This is a genomic window from Streptomyces sp. NPDC028991 (genome assembly GCF_055564775.1).
Genome location: NZ_JBVHVP010000017.1, coordinates 106,512 through 123,888, shown reverse-complemented (window position 1 = coordinate 123,888; position 17,377 = coordinate 106,512). Strand labels below are relative to the sequence as shown.

Annotated in this window: 15 protein-coding genes and 2 pseudogenes; 9 read left to right on the top strand and 8 right to left on the bottom strand. The window is 72.3% G+C overall.

Features of this window, described 5'->3' with window-relative positions:
- Positions 1 to 27 precede the first annotated feature (27 nt).
- Positions 28 to 132, top strand: a pseudogene (locus ACZ4V1_RS27675) (gluconate 5-dehydrogenase); the annotation flags it as partial.
- 176 nt (positions 133 to 308) lie between these two features.
- Here ACZ4V1_RS27675 and ACZ4V1_RS27670 read toward each other — a convergent pair.
- The 3 genes and pseudogenes from ACZ4V1_RS27670 to ACZ4V1_RS27660 all read right to left on the bottom strand — a co-directional run.
- Positions 309 to 470: pseudogene (locus ACZ4V1_RS27670) on the bottom strand (L-idonate 5-dehydrogenase); the annotation flags it as partial.
- Positions 471 to 707: 237 nt separating this feature from the next.
- Positions 708 to 2,249 carry an APC family permease gene (locus ACZ4V1_RS27665; RefSeq protein ID WP_468341006.1) on the bottom strand — a complete coding sequence of 514 codons (1,542 nt, stop codon included), beginning with the start codon at positions 2,247 to 2,249 and terminating at the stop codon, positions 708 to 710.
- A 45-nt stretch (positions 2,250 to 2,294) separates the two neighbouring features.
- A complete protein-coding gene (locus tag ACZ4V1_RS27660) occupies positions 2,295 to 3,245 on the bottom strand; it encodes a hypothetical protein (protein ID WP_468341003.1) in 951 nt (316 codons plus the stop codon).
- Between the two features lie 329 nt (positions 3,246 to 3,574).
- Here ACZ4V1_RS27660 and ACZ4V1_RS27655 point away from each other — a divergent pair, with 329 nt between their 5' ends.
- From ACZ4V1_RS27655 to ACZ4V1_RS27645, 3 genes are all read left to right on the top strand, one after another.
- Positions 3,575 to 4,084, top strand: coding sequence for an NUDIX hydrolase (locus ACZ4V1_RS27655; RefSeq protein WP_468341000.1), 510 nt, complete (start codon positions 3,575 to 3,577; stop codon positions 4,082 to 4,084).
- Between the two features lie 444 nt (positions 4,085 to 4,528).
- Positions 4,529 to 4,921: a YidH family protein gene (locus ACZ4V1_RS27650; protein ID WP_055416105.1), complete on the top strand. Its 393-nt coding sequence runs from the start codon at positions 4,529 to 4,531 to the stop codon at positions 4,919 to 4,921.
- Between the two features lie 2 nt (positions 4,922 to 4,923).
- Positions 4,924 to 5,286, top strand: coding sequence for a DUF202 domain-containing protein (locus ACZ4V1_RS27645; RefSeq protein WP_468340996.1), 363 nt, complete (start codon positions 4,924 to 4,926; stop codon positions 5,284 to 5,286).
- Between the two features lie 34 nt (positions 5,287 to 5,320).
- Here the strand turns inward: ACZ4V1_RS27645 and ACZ4V1_RS27640 are convergent, their stop codons facing one another.
- Entirely contained in the window at positions 5,321 to 6,253 is a 933-nt protein-coding gene (locus tag ACZ4V1_RS27640; protein ID WP_468340993.1) for an NADP-dependent oxidoreductase, read from the bottom strand.
- Between the two features lie 73 nt (positions 6,254 to 6,326).
- Here ACZ4V1_RS27640 and ACZ4V1_RS27635 point away from each other — a divergent pair, with 73 nt between their 5' ends.
- From ACZ4V1_RS27635 to ACZ4V1_RS27625, 3 genes are all read left to right on the top strand, one after another.
- Positions 6,327 to 6,629: a hypothetical protein gene (locus ACZ4V1_RS27635; protein WP_468340990.1), complete on the top strand. Its 303-nt coding sequence runs from the start codon at positions 6,327 to 6,329 to the stop codon at positions 6,627 to 6,629.
- A gap of 167 nt (positions 6,630 to 6,796) precedes the next feature.
- Positions 6,797 to 7,822: a phosphotransferase family protein gene (locus ACZ4V1_RS27630; RefSeq protein WP_468340987.1), complete on the top strand. Its 1,026-nt coding sequence runs from the start codon at positions 6,797 to 6,799 to the stop codon at positions 7,820 to 7,822.
- Between the two features lie 6 nt (positions 7,823 to 7,828).
- Positions 7,829 to 9,043, top strand: a complete 1,215-nt coding sequence (locus ACZ4V1_RS27625; RefSeq protein WP_468340984.1) for an acyl-CoA dehydrogenase family protein — start codon at positions 7,829 to 7,831, stop codon at positions 9,041 to 9,043.
- A gap of 71 nt (positions 9,044 to 9,114) precedes the next feature.
- Here ACZ4V1_RS27625 and ACZ4V1_RS27620 read toward each other — a convergent pair whose 3' ends face one another.
- From ACZ4V1_RS27620 to ACZ4V1_RS27610, 3 genes are read right to left on the bottom strand one after another with little or no spacing between them, the layout of a single operon-like run.
- On the bottom strand, positions 9,115 to 9,708 hold the full coding sequence (locus ACZ4V1_RS27620; protein ID WP_217170801.1) for a TetR/AcrR family transcriptional regulator: 594 nt from the start codon (positions 9,706 to 9,708) through the stop codon (positions 9,115 to 9,117).
- Positions 9,709 to 9,741: 33 nt separating this feature from the next.
- The gene (locus ACZ4V1_RS27615) at positions 9,742 to 11,412 is read right to left on the bottom strand and encodes a class I adenylate-forming enzyme family protein (RefSeq protein WP_468340980.1); all 1,671 of its coding nucleotides are present in this window, start codon (positions 11,410 to 11,412) and stop codon (positions 9,742 to 9,744) included.
- Positions 11,409 to 12,179, bottom strand: a complete 771-nt coding sequence (locus ACZ4V1_RS27610; protein WP_468340977.1) for an SDR family oxidoreductase — start codon at positions 12,177 to 12,179, stop codon at positions 11,409 to 11,411. The genes ACZ4V1_RS27615 and ACZ4V1_RS27610 overlap by 4 nt, the downstream gene beginning before the upstream one ends.
- A gap of 175 nt (positions 12,180 to 12,354) precedes the next feature.
- Between ACZ4V1_RS27610 and ACZ4V1_RS27605 the strand changes: the two genes are divergently transcribed.
- Complete coding sequence (locus tag ACZ4V1_RS27605; RefSeq protein ID WP_468340974.1) at positions 12,355 to 13,611, top strand: exo-beta-N-acetylmuramidase NamZ family protein; 1,257 nt, start codon at positions 12,355 to 12,357, stop codon at positions 13,609 to 13,611.
- A gap of 37 nt (positions 13,612 to 13,648) precedes the next feature.
- Here ACZ4V1_RS27605 and ACZ4V1_RS27600 read toward each other — a convergent pair whose 3' ends face one another.
- Positions 13,649 to 16,516, bottom strand: coding sequence for a penicillin acylase family protein (locus ACZ4V1_RS27600; RefSeq protein WP_468340971.1), 2,868 nt, complete (start codon positions 16,514 to 16,516; stop codon positions 13,649 to 13,651).
- Between the two features lie 221 nt (positions 16,517 to 16,737).
- Here ACZ4V1_RS27600 and ACZ4V1_RS27595 point away from each other — a divergent pair, with 221 nt between their 5' ends.
- Positions 16,738 to 17,340: a hypothetical protein gene (locus ACZ4V1_RS27595; RefSeq protein ID WP_468340968.1), complete on the top strand. Its 603-nt coding sequence runs from the start codon at positions 16,738 to 16,740 to the stop codon at positions 17,338 to 17,340.
- Positions 17,341 to 17,377 lie beyond the last annotated feature (37 nt).

Sequence of the window (17,377 nt, the reverse complement as noted above, 5' to 3'; positions counted from 1 at the left end):
CAGTCGGCCGGAAGCAGGAGAACGACGATGACGGCTCATCCTCTCTTCGACATCGGCGGGCGCACGGCCCTGGTGACCGGCTCCAGCCGGGGCATCGGGCCGGCCCTCGCCCGGTGCCTCGCGGAGGCCGGCATCCCCTGCCCGCCGGACTCGACCCGCGCCGTGCCGCCCCCGCGGAGCCCCTCTCCGTCACCCTGCACGCCGTACGCCGGGCCGGGGGCCTGGCCGGCCGGCACCTGCTGGTAAGCGGCGCCGGGCCGACCGGCTGCCTGGTGGTCGCGGCGGCGAAGGCGGCGGGCGCGGCGCACGGCGAAGGGGCTCTGCCCCGGCGGCAGCGTGCCGAGCTGGAGGACGACCCCGCCGCGCCGGACCAGCCGCAGGCAGGTGTCCAGCCCCGCCGCCGCACCGGAGGCCTCGATCGCCGCGTCGGCCTCCGCCGGCCAGCCGGAGTCGTCCGGGTCGCCGGCCCGTCCTTCACCGCCCTGCCGGTGGCGCGGCCGGACCACCCGCGCCTCACCGTGACGGTGCCGATGCTCCCGGCCCGGCCGGCCTCGTCGGCCTCGTCGGCCTCGTCCGCCTCGTCCCCACCCCCGGCACGCCGGTCGGCGTACGCGTCCGGTACGGCGGTACGGAGGCGGCCCGGGGCGGGCGCGTTCGTGCTCGCCCCGGCCCCGGATCCGCGCCCGCCCTCGGCGTCTCCGGGCGGGTCAGGAGGACGCGGCCTTGTCCAGCTGGAAGGCCTCGTTGCCCTGGCCGATACGGGCGTGGCGCTCGGGGGCCCTGGAACGCAGCACCAGGCCCTGCACCAGACCGCCGAGCGCGGCGAGCCCGATGATGCCCGGCAGCATCCAGCTCAGGGAGGAGTCGGGACCGGTACCGACGAGGACGTCGAAGTCCCTGACCGTGTAACCGGCGATCACCAGCAGGGCGACGCCCGCGACGGTGGAGGTGGCCAGCCGCACGCCCTGGGCACCGGCGGCGCCACGCCGTACGAAGAAGGCGACGACGGAGAACGAGGCGGCGGCCATCAGCACGATCACGCCGAGGGCGCCGATGTTGCCGCCCCAGGTGAACAGGTGCAGCACGGGCTGGGTGGGGTCGCCGTTCGGCTTGTCGTCGGCGATCGCGAACCCGATGACCACGACCGCGGACACGGCGCTCTGGAGCAGCGACCCGGTGCCCGGCGCGCCGCTGGAACCGCTGGTCCGCCCGAAGGCGGCGGGCAGCAGCCCCTCCCGTCCCATGGCGAAGGCGTACCGGGCGACGACGTTGTGGAAGCTGAGCAGGGCGGCGAACATGCCGGTCACGAACAGCACGTGCAGAACGTCGGTGAAGGTGCCGCCGAGCCGCGACTCGGTCAGGAAGAACAGCAGCCCGGCACTCTGCTCCTGCGCGGTGCCGACGATTCCGTCGGGCCCCGTGGCGACGGTCAGCGCCCAGCTGCTGAGCGCGAAGAAGACCGCGACCCCGCCCACCGCCAGGAACATGACACGCGGGACGAGCACGTGCGGCCGGCTGGTCTCCTCCGCGTACACGGGGGCCTGCTCGAAGCCGAGGAAGGCGGCGATGCAGAAGCACAGCGCGGTCCCCACGCCCGCCCCCGTCAGGGTGTCGGGGTCGAAGGCGTGCAGCGACAGCCCCTGCGGCCCCGGATCGGCGACGGCGGCGATGTCGAAGACGACGACCAGCACGACCTCGATGAGCAGCAGAACGCCCAGTACGCGCGCGTTGACGTCGATCTTCAGCCAGCCCAGCGTGCCGACCGCGAGCACGGCCAGCAGCGCCGGTATCCACCAGGCGACCTCCAGGTCGGCGTAGGTGGCCAGGAGCCCGGAGACCTCGAAGCCGAAGATGCCGTAGATGCCGACCTGGAGGGCGTTGTAGGCGACCAGCGCGACCATCGCGGCGCTCGCGCCGGCGGTTCCGCCGAGTCCGCGGGAGATGTACGCGTAGAAGGCGCCCGCGTTGTGCACGTGCCGGCTCATCTCGGCGTATCCGACGCTGAAAAGGATCAGCACCACGCCCAGCAGCACGAAGAGCAGCGGCTGTCCGACGATGCCCATCACCGCGAAGGTGGTGGGCATGACCCCGGCGACGACCATCAGCGGGGCGGTGGCGGCCAGCACGGACAGCAGCAGGCCCCCCGTACCCAGCCGGTCGGCGCGCAGCGCCCGCTCCTGCCCCTTGAAGGTGCTGATGGCGCCACCACCGCTCGCGGATCTGCTCGTACTCGAACTGCCCGTGGTCATCGGAGGGCGTCCTTCTTTCGTGTCCGTGGGATTCGTCGGGGGATGTCAGGCCGTGCCGAGCGCGCTCGCGCGGGCGGCACGGAAGGCCGGGTACGGGTCGCGGTCCGGGTACGACCACGGGGCGGGCGTGACGTGTCCGCCGATGCGGTGGAACAGGGCGGCGGCCTCGGCGGCCCGGCCCTCGCAGGATTTGGCGTGGGCGAGGAAGTTGAGGTCGATCAGCCGGCGCGGATGGCCGTCCTGCTCCCACTCCAGCCACCAGTCGAAGGCCGCCTTCATCACCAGCCGGGCGCGGCGGCCGGCCCAGTGACCGGAGGCGTTCGGGTCGGCGGACTCGTGGCCGGCGGCGGCGAGCACGCGGTAGCGCTCGGCGTGCGCGACGACCGGGAGGATGGCCAGGGGAGAGTCGGCGGGGGCCTGCTCGGCGGCCCAGTTGGCGAAGTCGTACACCTCGTGCAGCGGGTCGGGGCCGCCGTCGCCGCCGCGTTCGGCGAGCCGGGCCACCATCAGGTGATGGGCGTGGTGGTGATCGGCGTATCGCGCCCGCACCTCATCGAAGATTCGGACGGCCTCGCCGTCGGCGCCGAGCGAACACTCCAGCATGAGGAGCCCGAGCCAGGGCGTCGGATCGTCCGGGGCGAGCGCGGCGGCGTCCCGGCACGTCTCCCGTACCCGGGCCGGCTTCTCCTTGCCGCGCAACGCGCGGTGGACCAGCGCGAGGGCGAGCAGTACGGAGGCGTCCGCGGACTCGGGTTCGGCGAGCAGCCACTCGCGTGCCCAGGGGGCGCTGTAGGGCTCCCTGGCGAGCACGGCCACCCGGTGTCCGCGGCGGTCCCAGTCGTCGCCCGTGTGGACCAGCAGGGAGCGGGCGGACTGCCATCGCCCCTGGGTCAACGCGGCGCGTACGGCGATCAGTTCGGCGTCGTCGAGGGCGTCGTCGAAGGCCTGGGCGGCGCGTTTGCGGCCGCGGCCGAGGGGAGGCGGAGGTGGGGACACCGCGGGAACTTCCTCACGCGACGCGGTAGGTCGTCGTAGCCGGTTTGCCATGAACTGATCACGCACAGCAAAGCGGCAGCCAACGCTTTCCGTCAAGGCTCGGCTCGTCGTTACACGCGTCAACTGCCTTGATTCCGGCCGAACTTGTCACTCATCACCGCTCACCTCGGCACCCGGACGCGGCACTCACCCGGCGGACCTCACCCCCTCGACTACGGCGGCGGTGACCGGCACCGTCCTGCCGGCCCCGCACCGGGCGATGCCGCGGGGCACGGGCGCGCACGGGGACCCGCAACGGCGCTGAGCGGGGCCGCTGCTTGGATGGGCGGATGAACGCTGCTGACGAGATCCTCGACATCGTCGACGAGAACGACCGCGTCACCGGGCAGGCCCGGCGGGGTGACGCGTACGCCCAGGGGCTGCGCCACCGCTGCGTGTTCGTGTGGGCCCGGGACGCCGAGGGACGCGTCTTCGTCCACCGCCGCACGGCGACGAAGCTGGTGTTCCCCTCCCTGTACGACATGTTCGTCGGCGGGGTGGTGGGCGCGGGCGAGTCCTACGACGACGCGGCGCTGCGCGAGGCGGAGGAGGAACTGGGGGTGAGCGGGCTGCCCCGCCCGGAGTACCTCTTCAAGTTCCTGTACGACGACGGCGCCGGGCGGACATGGTGGTCGGCGGTGTACGAGGTGCGCTGCGAAGGGCCGGTCGCTCCGCAGGTGGAGGAGGTGGCCTGGCACGGGTTCCTCACGGAGGAGGAGGTGGCGCGGCGGCTCGGGGAGTGGGAATGGGTGCCGGACGGGTTGGCGGCGTATTCGCGGCTGCGGGCTCGGCGGGGGTGACGGGGCGCGGCAGCGGGACCCGGCTGCTGGGTGACGGGGCGCGGCTGCGGGCTCGGCGGGGTGCCGAGACGCCGCTACGGGCTCGGCGGGGCGAGGCCCGGTGTAGTACCCGGCGCCCGCGTGGGCCGGGGGCGCAAGCCGGCGCGGGCACGGTGCGCGTGGGCGCGGGCACGGTGCGCGTGGGCGCGGGGGTGGGACGCGCGGCCCGGCGACGCGGGGTGCCTCCCCCTAGAGGAGGTCCCCCAGCGCCCACCCGCGCCGCTCCTGGGCGCCGCTCCCGGGGGTGTCTCCCGGGGGTGTCTCCCGGGGGTGTCTCCCGAGTGTCTCCCGGGGGTGTCTCCCGGGGGCGTTCGGGGCCTGGCGGGCCGAACGCGCTGCCCGCACTTCCACCGGACCCGCGCAGGCCGCCGCAGGCATTCCGCGGCCGCCCGATAGGGTCCCCGCGTGATCGAATTCGTGCGGAACGCCCGGCTCTGGTTCGCGCCCGAGGAGATCCGGCAAGAGGGCGGCACCCCCGACTACCGGTTCTCGCTGGCGAACGAGCGCACCTTCCTGGCCTGGTTGCGCACCGCTCTCGCCCTGGTCGGCGGCGGGTTCGCGGTGGACCAGTTCCTGCCCGACCTGCGCTGGGGCTGGCGGGTGGGTCTCGCGCTCGCGCTGCTCGCCGCCGGCGTGCTGTGCTCGCTGCGGGCGGTGAACCACTGGGTGCGCTGCGAACGCGCCATGCGCCGCGGCGAGGACCTCCCCGTCTCCCGCTTCCCGGCCCTGCTCAGCCTGGTCGTCGCCGTGGTCGCCGTGGCGATGGTCGTCGTGGTCCTCGTCGGCTGGGAGGGCTGAACGTGAGCACCGGCGCCCACGCCTCCGGCCCCGGTCCCGACCCGGCCCCCGATCCCGCCCCCGACCGCGATCCCGGGCTCCAGCCCGAGCGCACCCGGCTCGCCTGGCGCCGCACGACCCTGTCCGGCACCGTCGTGGCCGTCCTCGCCGCGAAGACCGCGCTGCACGGCGGCGCGAATCCCGCCACCGTCGTCGCCGCCGCCCTGTGCTGCGCCCTCTGGCTGGCCTTCCTCCGCATCGCCCACGGCCGCATCCGCACCCTCGCCGCGGCGAACAGACCCCGCGCCCTGCCCCCGCCGCAGGCCACGGCGGCGGCCCTGTGCACGGTGGCGTTGGCGGTGTGCGGCGCGTTCCTGGTCCTCTAGGAACGTTCCGGCGTCCGGGACGCGCCCCGCCCCGCTACTCCCAGTCCACCGTCACCACGATCTTCCCCCGCGTCCGCCCCTCCTGGTTCCGCCGGTGCGCGTCCGCCGCCCGCTCCAGGGGGAACGTCTCCGACACGTGCACGCTCACGACCCCCTGCTCCGCCAGTTCACTCAGCCGCAGCAGGTCCGCGGCGTCGGGACGCACGAAGAGGTACCGCCCGCCGTAGTCGACGACGTCCGCGTCGGCGATCGACACGAGGCGGCCCTCGGTGGCCAGCAGGTTCGCCGAGGTCTTCAGCGTCTCGCCGCCGACCGTGTCGAACACCGCGTCCACACCCTCGGGCGCCAGCCCCCGCACCCGCTCGGCCAGCCCCTCCCCGTACGTCACCGGCTCCCCGCCCAGCCCCCGCACGAAGTCGTGGTTGTGCCCGCTCGCCGTACCGATGACCCGCGCCCCCAGATGCCGCCCCAGTTGCACGGCGATCGAGCCGACCCCGCCCGCGGCGGCGTGCACGAGGACGGTCTCGCCCCGCTTCACCTCCAGCGCCTTCACCAGCACCTGGTAGGCGGTCAGCCCGGTCAGCGGCAGCCCGGCCGCCTCCTCGTAGGTGAGATTGCGCGGCTTGCGCGCGAGGGTGCGCACGGGCGCCGCCACGTATTCGGCGAAGGTCCCTCGCGAGAGGAAGTCCTCACGGACGTAGCCGACGACCTCGTCGCCGACGGCGAACTCCGTGACGGAGGCCCCGGGCTGCACGACGACCCCCGAGACGTCCCATCCCGGGATCACGGGGAAGACGGGCTGGAGGATGGCGTCGAGGTGCCCGTCGCGGCACTTCCAGTCGACGGGATTGACGGCCGCGGCCCGCACCTTCACGAGCACCGAGTCGGGCCCGACCCGCGGATCCGGGACGTCCCCGTACTCCAGTGCCTCGGGACCGCCGTACCGTGCGTAACTGATCGCCTTCATGGCTCCGACCCTCCTGGGTACCCGAACACCACGCAAGCTGAATGTCCGGATATGCACCGTTAAGGTGAGGTTCATGACCACTCTCCACCAGGAACACCCCGCCCAGGACCACGACCACGACCACGGCCCGCACTGCGGTCACACGGAGGTGCCCCACGGCGACCACGTCGACTACGCGCACGACGGGCACCTGCACCGGCAGCACGGCGGCCACTGGGACGAGTGCGAACCCTCCGGACACACCCCGCACGAGAGCCACGGCCACCGGCACGGCGAAGACTGCGGACACACGGGCGTCCGCCACGGCGACCACGTCGACTACCTGCACGACGGTCACCGCCACGCCGCCCACGACGGCCACTGGGACGACCACTGACCGACGGCCACCCACCCGCCGCGACCCCATCCGACAGCTCCCCGCACTCCCGTGCGGGGAGCTGTCGATCTATCGTGGCGCCGATCACGTTCCGCTCCCCTACTGGACGGCATACCGACCGGTCGGCATCATAAGTCGGGTACTGTTCACCTGCCGTAGGAGCGACGATGAGCCCCGACCACCCGCCCGGACTCGATCTCGACCGGTTGCGCGGCCTGCTCGACCGCGAGCGGCCCGGCCTGGTGACCGGTCCGCTGTCCGGCCGGCTGATCGAGGGCGGACGGTCGAACCTCACCTACGCGGTCTCGGACGGTACCGCGCGCTGGGTCGTACGACGACCCCCGCTCGGCCACGTCCTGGCCACCGCCCACGACATGAGGCGCGAGCACCGCGTCATCAGCGCCCTGCACCCGACGGACGTGCCGGTACCGCGCCCGGTGCTCCTCTGCGAGGACGAGGAGGTCGTCGGGTCGCCCTTCTACGTCATGGAGTTCGTCGAGGGCACCCCCTACCGCACCGCCGACCAGCTCGCCCCGCTCGGCCCCGAGCGCACCCGCGCCGCGGTGCTCAACCTGGTCGACACACTCGTCGAACTGCACGCGGTGGACCCCGCCGCCGTGGGCCTGGGCGACTTCGGGCGCCCCGAGGGCTTCCTGGACCGCCAGCTGCGCCGCTGGGCCAAGCAGCTGGACGCCTCCCGCGACCGCGACCTGGCCGGCATCGACGAGCTGCACGCCACCCTCGGCCGGGAGCTGCCCCGCTCCCCCGCCCCGGCCGTCGTGCACGGTGACTACCGCCTGGACAACGTTCTCATCGGCGGCGACCGCGACGAGATCAACGCGATCCTCGACTGGGAGATGTCCACCCTCGGCGACCCGCTCACCGACCTCGGCCTGCTGGTGATGTACAGCATGCCGCTCGGCATGCCCGACTCCCCGGTCTCCACCACGGCCCAGGCCCCCGGCCACCCCGCCCCCGCCGAGCTGATCGAGCGGTACGCCGCGCGCTCGGGACGCGACGTGTCCGCCGTCGCCTGGTACACGGCGTTCGCCTGGTTCAAGCTCGCCGTGATCCTGGAGGGCATCCACTACCGCTACACGCTGGGCCAGACCGTCGGCCGCGGCTTCGACCGCATCGGCGACCTCGTCCCCGTCTTCATCGAGCACGGCCTGACCACCCTCCAGGAAGGCTGATCCGTCATGGACTTCGCGTTCGACGCACGCACCGAGGAACTCCGCGCCAAGCTGCTCGCCTTCATGGACGAGCACGTCTACCCGGCCGAGCAGGTCGCCCACGAGCAGCGCGCCCGCCTGGCCTCCCCCTGGGACACCCCGCAGGTCGTGGAGGACCTGAAGGCCGAGGCCCGCCGCCAGGGCCTGTGGAACCTCTTCCTCCCCGACGCCGAGCACGGCGCCGGCCTCACCAACCTCCAGTACGCGCCGCTCGCCGAGATCACCGGCCGCAGTCCGCAACTGGCGCCCACCGCGACGAACTGCGCGGCGCCGGACACCGGGAACATGGAGGTGCTGGCCCAGTTCGCCGACGAGACGCAGCAGAAGCAGTGGCTCCAGCCGCTGCTCGCCGGTGAGATCCGCTCGGCGTTCGCGATGACCGAGCCGGACGTGGCCTCCTCCGACGCCACGAACATCACGACGCACATCGAGCGCGACGGTGACGAGTACGTCATCACCGGCCGCAAGTGGTACATCTCCGGTGCGATGAACCCGGACTGCCGGATCTTCATCGTGATGGGCAAGACCGACCCGGACGGCGAGGACATCCGCCGCCAGCAGTCCATGGTGCTGGTCCCCCGCGACACACCCGGCGTCACCGTCGACCGGGCCATGCAGGTCTTCGGCTACGAGGACCACTACCACGGCGGCCACGCCGAGGTGACCTTCGACCGCGCGCGCGTGCCGGTGTCGAACCTGGTCGGCGAGGAGGGCGGCGGCTTCGCGATCGCCCAGGCCCGCCTCGGTCCGGGCCGCATCCACCACTGCATGCGGCTGATCGGCATGGCCGAGCGCGCGATCGAGCTGATGTGCCGCCGCGCGGTGTCCCGCGACGCCTTCGGCAAGTCGCTGGCCCAGCAGGGCGTCGTCCACAACTGGATCGCGGACGCGCGCGTGACCGTCGAGCAGCTGCGGCTCCTCGTCCTCAAGACCGCCTGGCTGATGGACACCGTCGGCAACCGGGGCGCCCACACCGAGATCCAGGCCATCAAGATCGCCACGCCCCGCGCGGTGGTCGACATCATCGACCGGGCGATCCAGCTGCACGGCGCGGGCGGCGTGAGCCAGGACTTCCCGCTGGCCGAGCTCTACGCGGGCGCCCGGACCCTGATGATCGCCGACGGCCCGGACGAGGTGCACCAGCGCTCGCTCGCCCGCCGGGAGATCAAGAAGTACCTGTAGACCGAGAAGTACCTGTAGACCGAGAAGTACCTGTGAACGAGACGGCGCCCCCCGGCCCGGGGGGCGTCACCTCACGGGCGCAGGGCCCGCAGCAGCAGGTCGGCCAGGTGGTCGGCGACCTCCTGCGGACTGAGCGGGCCGTCGGGCCGGTACCAGGTGGACAGGTGATGGATGGAGCCGAAGTGGTAGTCCACCACCAGGTCGGCCGGTGTCTCCTTGGTGAAGACGCCGGCCCGCTGGCCCTCCTCGATGAGCGCGCGGAAGCGTTCGTGGTAGCGCCGGCGCTCCGCGCGCACCTGCTTGTTCTTCTCCGGGCTCAGCTGGTGCATGGAGCGGAAGAAGATCGACGCGTCGTCGAGGTTGTCGATGGTGGTGACGACGACGTCGGCCGCCGCGTCCCGCACCCGCTTCTCGACCGGCTCGTCGGAGTCCGCGAAGGCGTCCAGGCGTTCCTGCTGGAGGCGCAGCACGCGCGCGTAGACCTCGTGCAGGAGGTCGTCCTTGGAGCCGAAGTAGTGGTACAGCGCTCCCTTGGTGACGCCGGCCGCCTCCACGATCTCCTGTACCGAGGTGCGGTCGTAGCCCTGCTCCGCGAAGAGCCGGGTGGCGGCGGCCAGGAGCCGCTGCGGCACCGGAGTGCCGTCCCCGTCCGTGGTCCTGGGCACTGCCGTCACCTGCCTTTCCGTTTCAGTGTCCGTTCAATGTCCGTCCTGGTGCGTACGGGAACGCAGTTCCCGACGGAGGATCTTCCCACTCGCCGTCTTCGGCAGGTCGGGCAGGATCTCCACCTGGCGCGGGTATTTGTAGGCGGCCAGTCTCTCCTCGCAGTACGCGGCGAGTGCGTCCGGCGCCGTCTCGGCACCCGGACGGAGGCTGATGTACGCCTTGACGGTCTCTCCGCGGTACCCGTCGGGCACACCGACGACGGCGGCCTCGCGTACCGCCGGGTGGGTGTAGAGCACGTCCTCGACCTCGCGCGGCCAGACCTTGAACCCGGAGGCGTTGATCATGTCCTTCTTGCGGTCGACGACGTAGAGCCACCCCTGGGCGTCCATGAAGCCGATGTCGCCGGTGCGCAGCTCGCCGCCGGGGAAGGTCTCGGCGGTGGCGTCGGGGCGCCGCCAGTAGCCGGGGACGACCTGGGGGCCGCTGACCACGATCTCGCCCTGTTCCCCGAAGGGCACCTCGGCGCCCTGCTCGTCGACGATCCGGACGTCGGTCTCGGGGCCGGGCACGCCGACGGCGAGGGTCCCGGAGGCCGGGTCGACGGGCGCCTCCAGGTGCGGCGGGACCGAGGCGCAGGGTGCGGTGCACTCGGTGAGCCCGTAGCCGTTGCGGATGTACGGCCCGAAGCCCGCGCGGAACTTCTCCACCAGGGCGGGCGGCAGCGGCGCGCCGCCGGAGGAGATGTTGGCGAAGGACGCGAAGTGCTCGCGGGTGGCGGACGGGTGGGCGGCCAGCGCCATGAAGGCGGTGGACGGGCCGACCGTGTAGTGCGGCCGGTGCTCGGCGAACGCGTCCAGCACGACGCCCGCCTCGAAGCGGTACGCCAGGACGAGCGTGCCCACGCTGTTCAGACAGGCCCCGAACTCGCAGACCATGCCGGTGATGTGGAACAGCGGCGCCAGCGTGAAGTAGACCGGCGCCTCGGGCAGACCGAGCCCGGTGCGCTGCCGTTCGGCGTTGTACATGATGTTGCGGTGGGTGTTGGTGGCGCCCTTGGGCGTGCCGCTGGTGCCCGAGGTGTAGCTGATGAGCGCGGTGTCGCCGGGCTCCGGGTCGCGGCCGGCCGGAGCCTTGTGTCCGGCACGGGCCGCCGCCGCGAGGTCGTCGGCGTCGCCGGCGCCCGGCAGCCGTTCGAAGGTCAGCACACGCGCGTCCTGACGGGTCTGGAAGTCCAGCTCGCATCCGGTGAGGACGATCCGTACGGGCGTGTCGGCCGCCGTCTCGCGCAGGTACGACTCCCAGGCCCGGTCGGAGCAGATCAGCGCGGCCACCTCCCCGTCCCGCAGGACGTGGCCGACCTCCCCCGACTTGTACATGGGGTTGACGGGCACGACGACCGCCCCCGCCTTCCAGGCGCCCAGCACGGCGAGCACGAAGTGCGGGGAGTTCTGCAGCAGGACCGCGACCCGCTCCCCGCGCTCCAGGCCGCGCGCGGCGAGGTGCCCGGCGACGGAGTCGCTCAGTTCGTCCACCTCGCGGTAGGTGAGGCGGCCGTCGAAGTAGGCGAGGAAGGCGCGGTCGGGAGCCTCGGCGGCGGCCCGGCGCAGGGCGTGCACCAGGGAGGCGTCCGGGTCGAGCGGGGCCTTCTGGGCGTCGGTCAGCAGGTCCAGCCAGGGCTTGGCGGCGTAACGGGAGCCGGTCATCGGGCCGTCGCCTCCTCCCACTGCCGCTGGAGGCGGTTCATGCCGTGCAGCCAGCGGTCGGGCTCGGCGGCGCGGGCCTGGTAGTACTCGGCGACCTCGGGGTGCGGCAGGATCAGGAAGCGGTCCTCCTCGATGCCCTTGAAGAGGGCGTCCGCGACGTCCCGCGGCTCGATCGCGGTGGGCTGGAGCACCAGTTCGCCCGCGCTGCCGCTCGCGGTGAGCATGTCGGTGCGCACGCCCTGCGGGCAGATGGCGTGCACCTTGACCCCGCGGTGGCGGTACGTGAGGGACAGCCACTCGGCGAAGGCGTAGGCGCCGTGCTTGGTGACGCTGTAGGGCGCGGCGCCGATCATGGTGAGCAGTCCGGCGGCCGAGACGGTGGAGACGAAACGGCCGCTGCCGCGCTCCAGCCAGTCGGGGATCAGTTCGTGGGCCGCGCGCACGTGCGCCATGACGTTGACGTCCCAGGCGAGCGCCCAGACCGCCTCCTCGGCCGCCTCGGAACCCCCGGAGCCGACGCCCGCGTTGGCGCAGTACACGTCGACCGTGCCGCCGAGCGCCTCGCGGGCCTCGGTGACGATCGTGGAGGCGTCGCCCGGGACCGCGATGCCGCCGATCTCGTCGGCGACGGCCTTGGCCCGGTCGGCGTCCAGGTCGTTGACGACGACCCGGGCACCCTCGGCGGCGAAGCGGCGGGCCAGCGCGGCGCCGATACCGCCTCCCGCCCCGGTGACGACGACTCCGGCATTCTGCACGGCTTCCACCATCGGTCTCCTTCGACACGGCTGCGACACCACCTGCGTGGGCCTGCTGCAACGCCAGACTAACCAGTCGGTATGTACGACGGAAGAGGCGAAACGCGGTCTACTCCATTCCGTGCGGCCGGGGACGCGGGTTAGCGTGCGTGCGCATGACACCCGCCGCGATCACGGAGGTCACCGCATGACGCTGTCCAGACGGTCCCTGCTCGCCACGACGGCCGCGGTGGCGGCCACCACCACGGCCGCCGCGACCGGCACGGCTCAGGCGGCGCCCGGGGGCCACGGCGGCCGCCGGCTGCGCACCGGCTTCGAACGCCTCGCCGGCGACGGCTACGCCCTGCTGGACGGACAGAAGGTCGGCGTCGTCACCAACCCGACCGGCATCACCCGGGACGTACGCCACATCGTCGACGTCATGCACGCCGACGACCGCGTGGACCTGACCGCCGTATTCGGCCCGGAGCACGGCTTCCGCGGCACCGCGCAGGCGGGCGGCTCCGAGGGCCGCTACGACGACCCGGCGACCGGGCTGCCGGTCTACGACACGTACCTGAAGAGCGGGCAGCCGCTCGCGGACATCTTCACGGCGTCCGGCGTGGACACGGTCGTCTTCGACATCCAGGACGTCGGCGCGCGCTTCTACACGTACATCTGGACGCTGTTCGACTGCATGGAGTCGGCCCGGCTCGCGGGCAAGCGGTTCGTGGTCCTGGACCGGCCGAACCCGGTGACCGGGCGGGCGGCCCTGGGCCCGATCCTGCACAAGGAGTTCGCGACCTTCGTCGGCCGGCAGCCGATCGCCCAGGCGCACGGCATGACGGTCGCCGAACTGGCGCGGCTCTTCAACGGCGAGTTCCTGACGTCGCCGGTGCCGCTGGAGACCGTGCCGATGTCGGGCTGGAAGCGCTCGGAGTTCTTCGACACCTCCGGGCTGCCCTGGGTGCCGCCGAGCCCGAACATGCCGACGCCGGAGTGCGCCCTCGTCTACTCGGGCACCTGCCTGTTCGAGGGCACGAACCTGTCGGAGGGGCGCGGCACCACCCGCCCGTTCGAGCTGATCGGGGCGGAGGGCATCGACGGGAGCTGGGCCGTAGCCGCGAACGGACTCGAGCTGCCCGGCGTGCGCTTCAGGGAGGCGTACTTCGCGCCCACCTTCTCCAAGTTCCAGGGGAAGACCGTCGGCGGCGTGCAGCTCCATGTGCACGACCGGGCCGACTTCGACCCGGTGCGCACAGGGATCGCCCTCCTGGTGACCGCGAAGCAGACGTGGGACGGCTTCGCCTGGCGGCCGGACAACTGGATCGACAAGCTCACCGGCTCCGCGCGGGTGCGCACGATGATCGACGCGGGCGCGGACACCGACGAGGTGGTGGGCGGCTGGGAGGAGGAACTGGCGGCGTTCCGCGGGACGCGCCGCCAGTACCTCCTCTACAGGTGACCGTGCGTCCGGTGCAGGTGACCGTGGGACGGGCCGGTCACCGGTGGGACGTGAACTCCACGACCTGCTGGTAGGTCGGCCGGTTCTGCCAGCCGATCCCGCCGTGCTTGATGCCGCCGAGGGTGCGGTGGATCACCGAGTCGGCGCACCACTGGTCGCCCGCCGAGCAGTTGTCGTCGCCGGGATAGACCTGCGCGGGCGTCCGGCCCGCCGCCTCCTTCAGGGTCGAGACCAGGGTGTCCCGGCAGGCGGCGAGGTCGCCGTCGCCGCAGTACGCGCGCGCGAGCGGCCCCGCGACGCGCTCACCGAGGACGGACCGGATGTCCTTGTCGACATAACTCCACCAGCCGTACTGGAAGGCGCTGCCGGCGTGTGCGCCGGTCGGGCCGTGGGCGGCGGACGGGGACTCGTCGACGGGCAGGTTGCGGGTGAACGCGGTGTACAGGTCGCTGCCGAGGCCCGGTTCGAACTCGGCCTTCACCAGCAGCGGCCACCAGGCGTCCAGCGTGCGGATCGCGTCGGCGTGAGCGTACTTCTTCGAGCCGGCCGAGGTCTCCGTGCGCAGGGCGCCCGCCGAGCGCCACGCCTTGAGCCGGTCCACGGCGGTCTTCGCCGCGGGGTCGGTCACCGGCGCCGACTCGATCACCCTCAGCAAGTCGGGCAGTACGCCCTCGGCCCGCAGGTCGGCGAGGCCCGCCTCGGCCATCGCCTTCACCAGCGCGGCCCGGGTCACACCGCCCTCGGCCACCAGCTTCTTGACGCGGTCGTCGAGTAGGTTGCCGCGGTGGACGGAGCCGTTGCCCCAGGGGGCGGTGGTGTAGTCCCTGGCCTGTTTGTTGTTCCAGGAGACGTAGTAGTCCTGGTCGACGGAGCGCGGGTGGGCGGAGGCCGGGGTGTACCGGGCGGTGTTGGCGGCCGGGTCCCAGTCCCGCCACTCGTACGCCGGCCGCGCCCAGACGGGGAAGTCGGCGTCGACGCCGTCCGCCCGGACCGGATTGTCGCCGCTGTTGTAGTACGCGGTGTGCTCGGAGTCGGCGTAGAACCAGTTGAAGGTGTAGTTGATGTTCTGGACGGCGCTCCGGAAGCGTTCGGGGCTGTTCAGGTAGTCCGGGTCGTTGAGCATCTGGAAGCCGATGATCGAGTCGGCCTCGTGCAGGAACGAGGAGCGCAGGGTGGTGTAGGCGACCTTCTTGCCGCCGACGGTGGCGCGGTACTCGACCGGGCCGTACTTCGTGCGCCAGACCCGCATCGTGTAGGAGCCGGCCGCGGTGCCGTCCGCGACGGTCGGCTTCCAGGCGTTCTTCCGCTCGACCTTCTCCATCGGCGTGCAGGTGCCGCGGTAGAGGTAGTGGTGGTCGTCCTGGCACAGCTCGACGGCGTAGGTGTCGATGATGTCCTGGCCGGAGGTGGTCGCGCTCCACGCGTAGTCCTGGCCGCGGCCGAGTTCGACGTACATGCTCAGACCCGCGAAGGAGGCGCCGCGGGCGCTGATGCCGGGGCCCTGGATCTCCTGGAGCATGAGGAGCTGCGGCGCGAAGTAGCCGGTCTGCGGGCCGAACACGGCGACCGGGTGGCCGCTCGCGGTGTGCTCGCCGCTGACCACGAGGGCGTTGGACATGCCGCGCCGGGCCGAGGTGACGGCCGCGTCCGCCGCCGTGGCGGAGGCACCGGTCGCGCTCGGACCGGCCGCGCTGCCCGTACGGTCGTACACCAGCGGCTCCGCCTGGACCGAGCCGGCGTCGGGCAGGGCCGCACCCTGCGGGTCGTCCGGTTTGGGCAGGTACGGGAAGCTGCCGGCGTGCTGGGTGAGGACCGCCTCGGGGTCGTTGCGCTGGCGGAAGGACTCCCAGACCTCGGTGCCCTCGGCTACGCCGTACTTCTCCTGGGCGGCGAGCAGTGACAGCGCGTTGGTGACCTCGCCGCCGCCTCCGGCGCCGAAGAGGGAGCCGATGACGGAGGCCAGCGCGATCAGGTCGGTGCGCTTGAAGTGCTCGATGGTGCCGGCGTTGGTGATGGCGTTCTTGTGGCCGGTCAGGACGTACTCGCCGGGGAAGTAGCGGCCCTTGTCGGAGGCGTCGATGTAGGCGTTGATTCCGGCGACGTAGGCGTCCACGTCGGCCAGGGCCAGTTCGCCGCGCTCGCCGGCCTTGGCGGCGGCACTCTCGATCTGCTCCGCGAGGTCGGCCTCGGTGTACGGGGCGCTGCGCCAGAACTGCTGCTCCAGGCCCTGGTTGGCGGGGGCGCCGCCGGCGAAGGGGGTCAACTGGCCGCGTCCGACGTGCCGGAAGAGGTCCATCAGCCACAGCCGGTCCTGGGCCGCCGCGTAACCGGCGCCGAACTCGGTGCCGTAGCGGGTGGTACCGGTGATGTGCGGCACGCCGGTCTTCTTGTCGCGCACGATGGTCACGTCGCCGCGGCCGGCGGGGCGGACGGTGGAGGCGACCTGGCCGTCGGGGACGCCGAAGGACGCGTCGTTGAAGAAGGTGTTGATCTTCTCGTTGGTGAGGCCGGAATAGCCGGCGGCGAGGTTCGCGTAGGGCCCGAGCTGGTCTTCGGCATGGGCGGGCTGGGTGCCGAAGGCCTGGTTGAGAAGGATCTGGGCGAGGGTGGCGTTGCCGTTCTGACCAGGCGGCAGAATGTCGGAACACTGGCCGCCGCAATGGTCGTTGGCCGCCGGTTCGGCATGGCTTCCGGTGATCTCTTGCGTGATCTCTTGCGTGATCTTTTCAGTGCTCGCTTCCGCGGTTATCTCCGAGGTCAAGCCCGTTCCGGCGGCCATCGCGGGGGAAAGCGGTGACAAAAGGCCGGCAACGAGGGCGCATACGGACGCGCCCTTCAGGAACCCGTGGAAGCCGCGGGGAGTTCTCAGTCTGTCCAGGGCGTTGCGTGGGGTGCGCCGTGGCATGGCAGCTCCTCCCGACTAAGGGTGGGCCGGACGTTACCGCCGGTATGCCCTGGTTGGAAGATGAACGAGCGTCACTTTTTGGAACGGGTGGATCGGCTTGCGCGGGGCATCGGAAATCGGATGGAGCCGAATCGCTTGTCGATACGTCTATTCGGCGACGTCCGTACGACGACGCCGAAGTGACCGAAGTACAGGTGCAGGTGTGACGGAGGTGCAGGGCGATGGCCGGTTTCCGAAGTCTGGCGAGACAGGTCCGCGATCCACGGTGCGACCTGGCGCTACGGCGCTATTCGCTGCGCAAGTGCCTTGAGCGGTTCGCCCCTTACGGGCACAGGGCTACCTGGGACCATCTGTGTTCCCGGGCCGGGTTCGGTCCCGAGGACCGCTCCCCCGACCCAGCGCGGCTCGTGGCCGCACTGGAGGAGCTGGAGGAGGCGCGTTCGGTCTGGCTGGCCTACGAGGTCGGGTTCGCCGAGCGGCGCAGGAAGGAGAAGCACGAGGGGCTGCGCAGGCCGGGCAGCGTGGACGACTGGCACCGGCTGACCTGGGGCGGTTTCGGTGTCGCCTGGTGCGACGACCCCCGCGTCCATCCGGGCGGGCCGCTGGCGGAGGTGCTGCGCGGCCTGATCTCCGCGCTGGAGCGTGAACCGGGTTCGGTGTGCCCGGTGTGCGACGGGGAGCGCCTCGTCTGGAAGTACGACCTGGACCACGAACCCTCGACGGGCCCCGTCTGCACGGACTGCGGGATCCTCGTCCCGCGGCCTGTCCTCACCCCCGACGCGCTGGCGGACGCCCGGCGCGGCCGGCTGCTCATGTCGGCGTAACCGACCGTGGGAACGCGCGGCCGTGGGCCGATGGGCC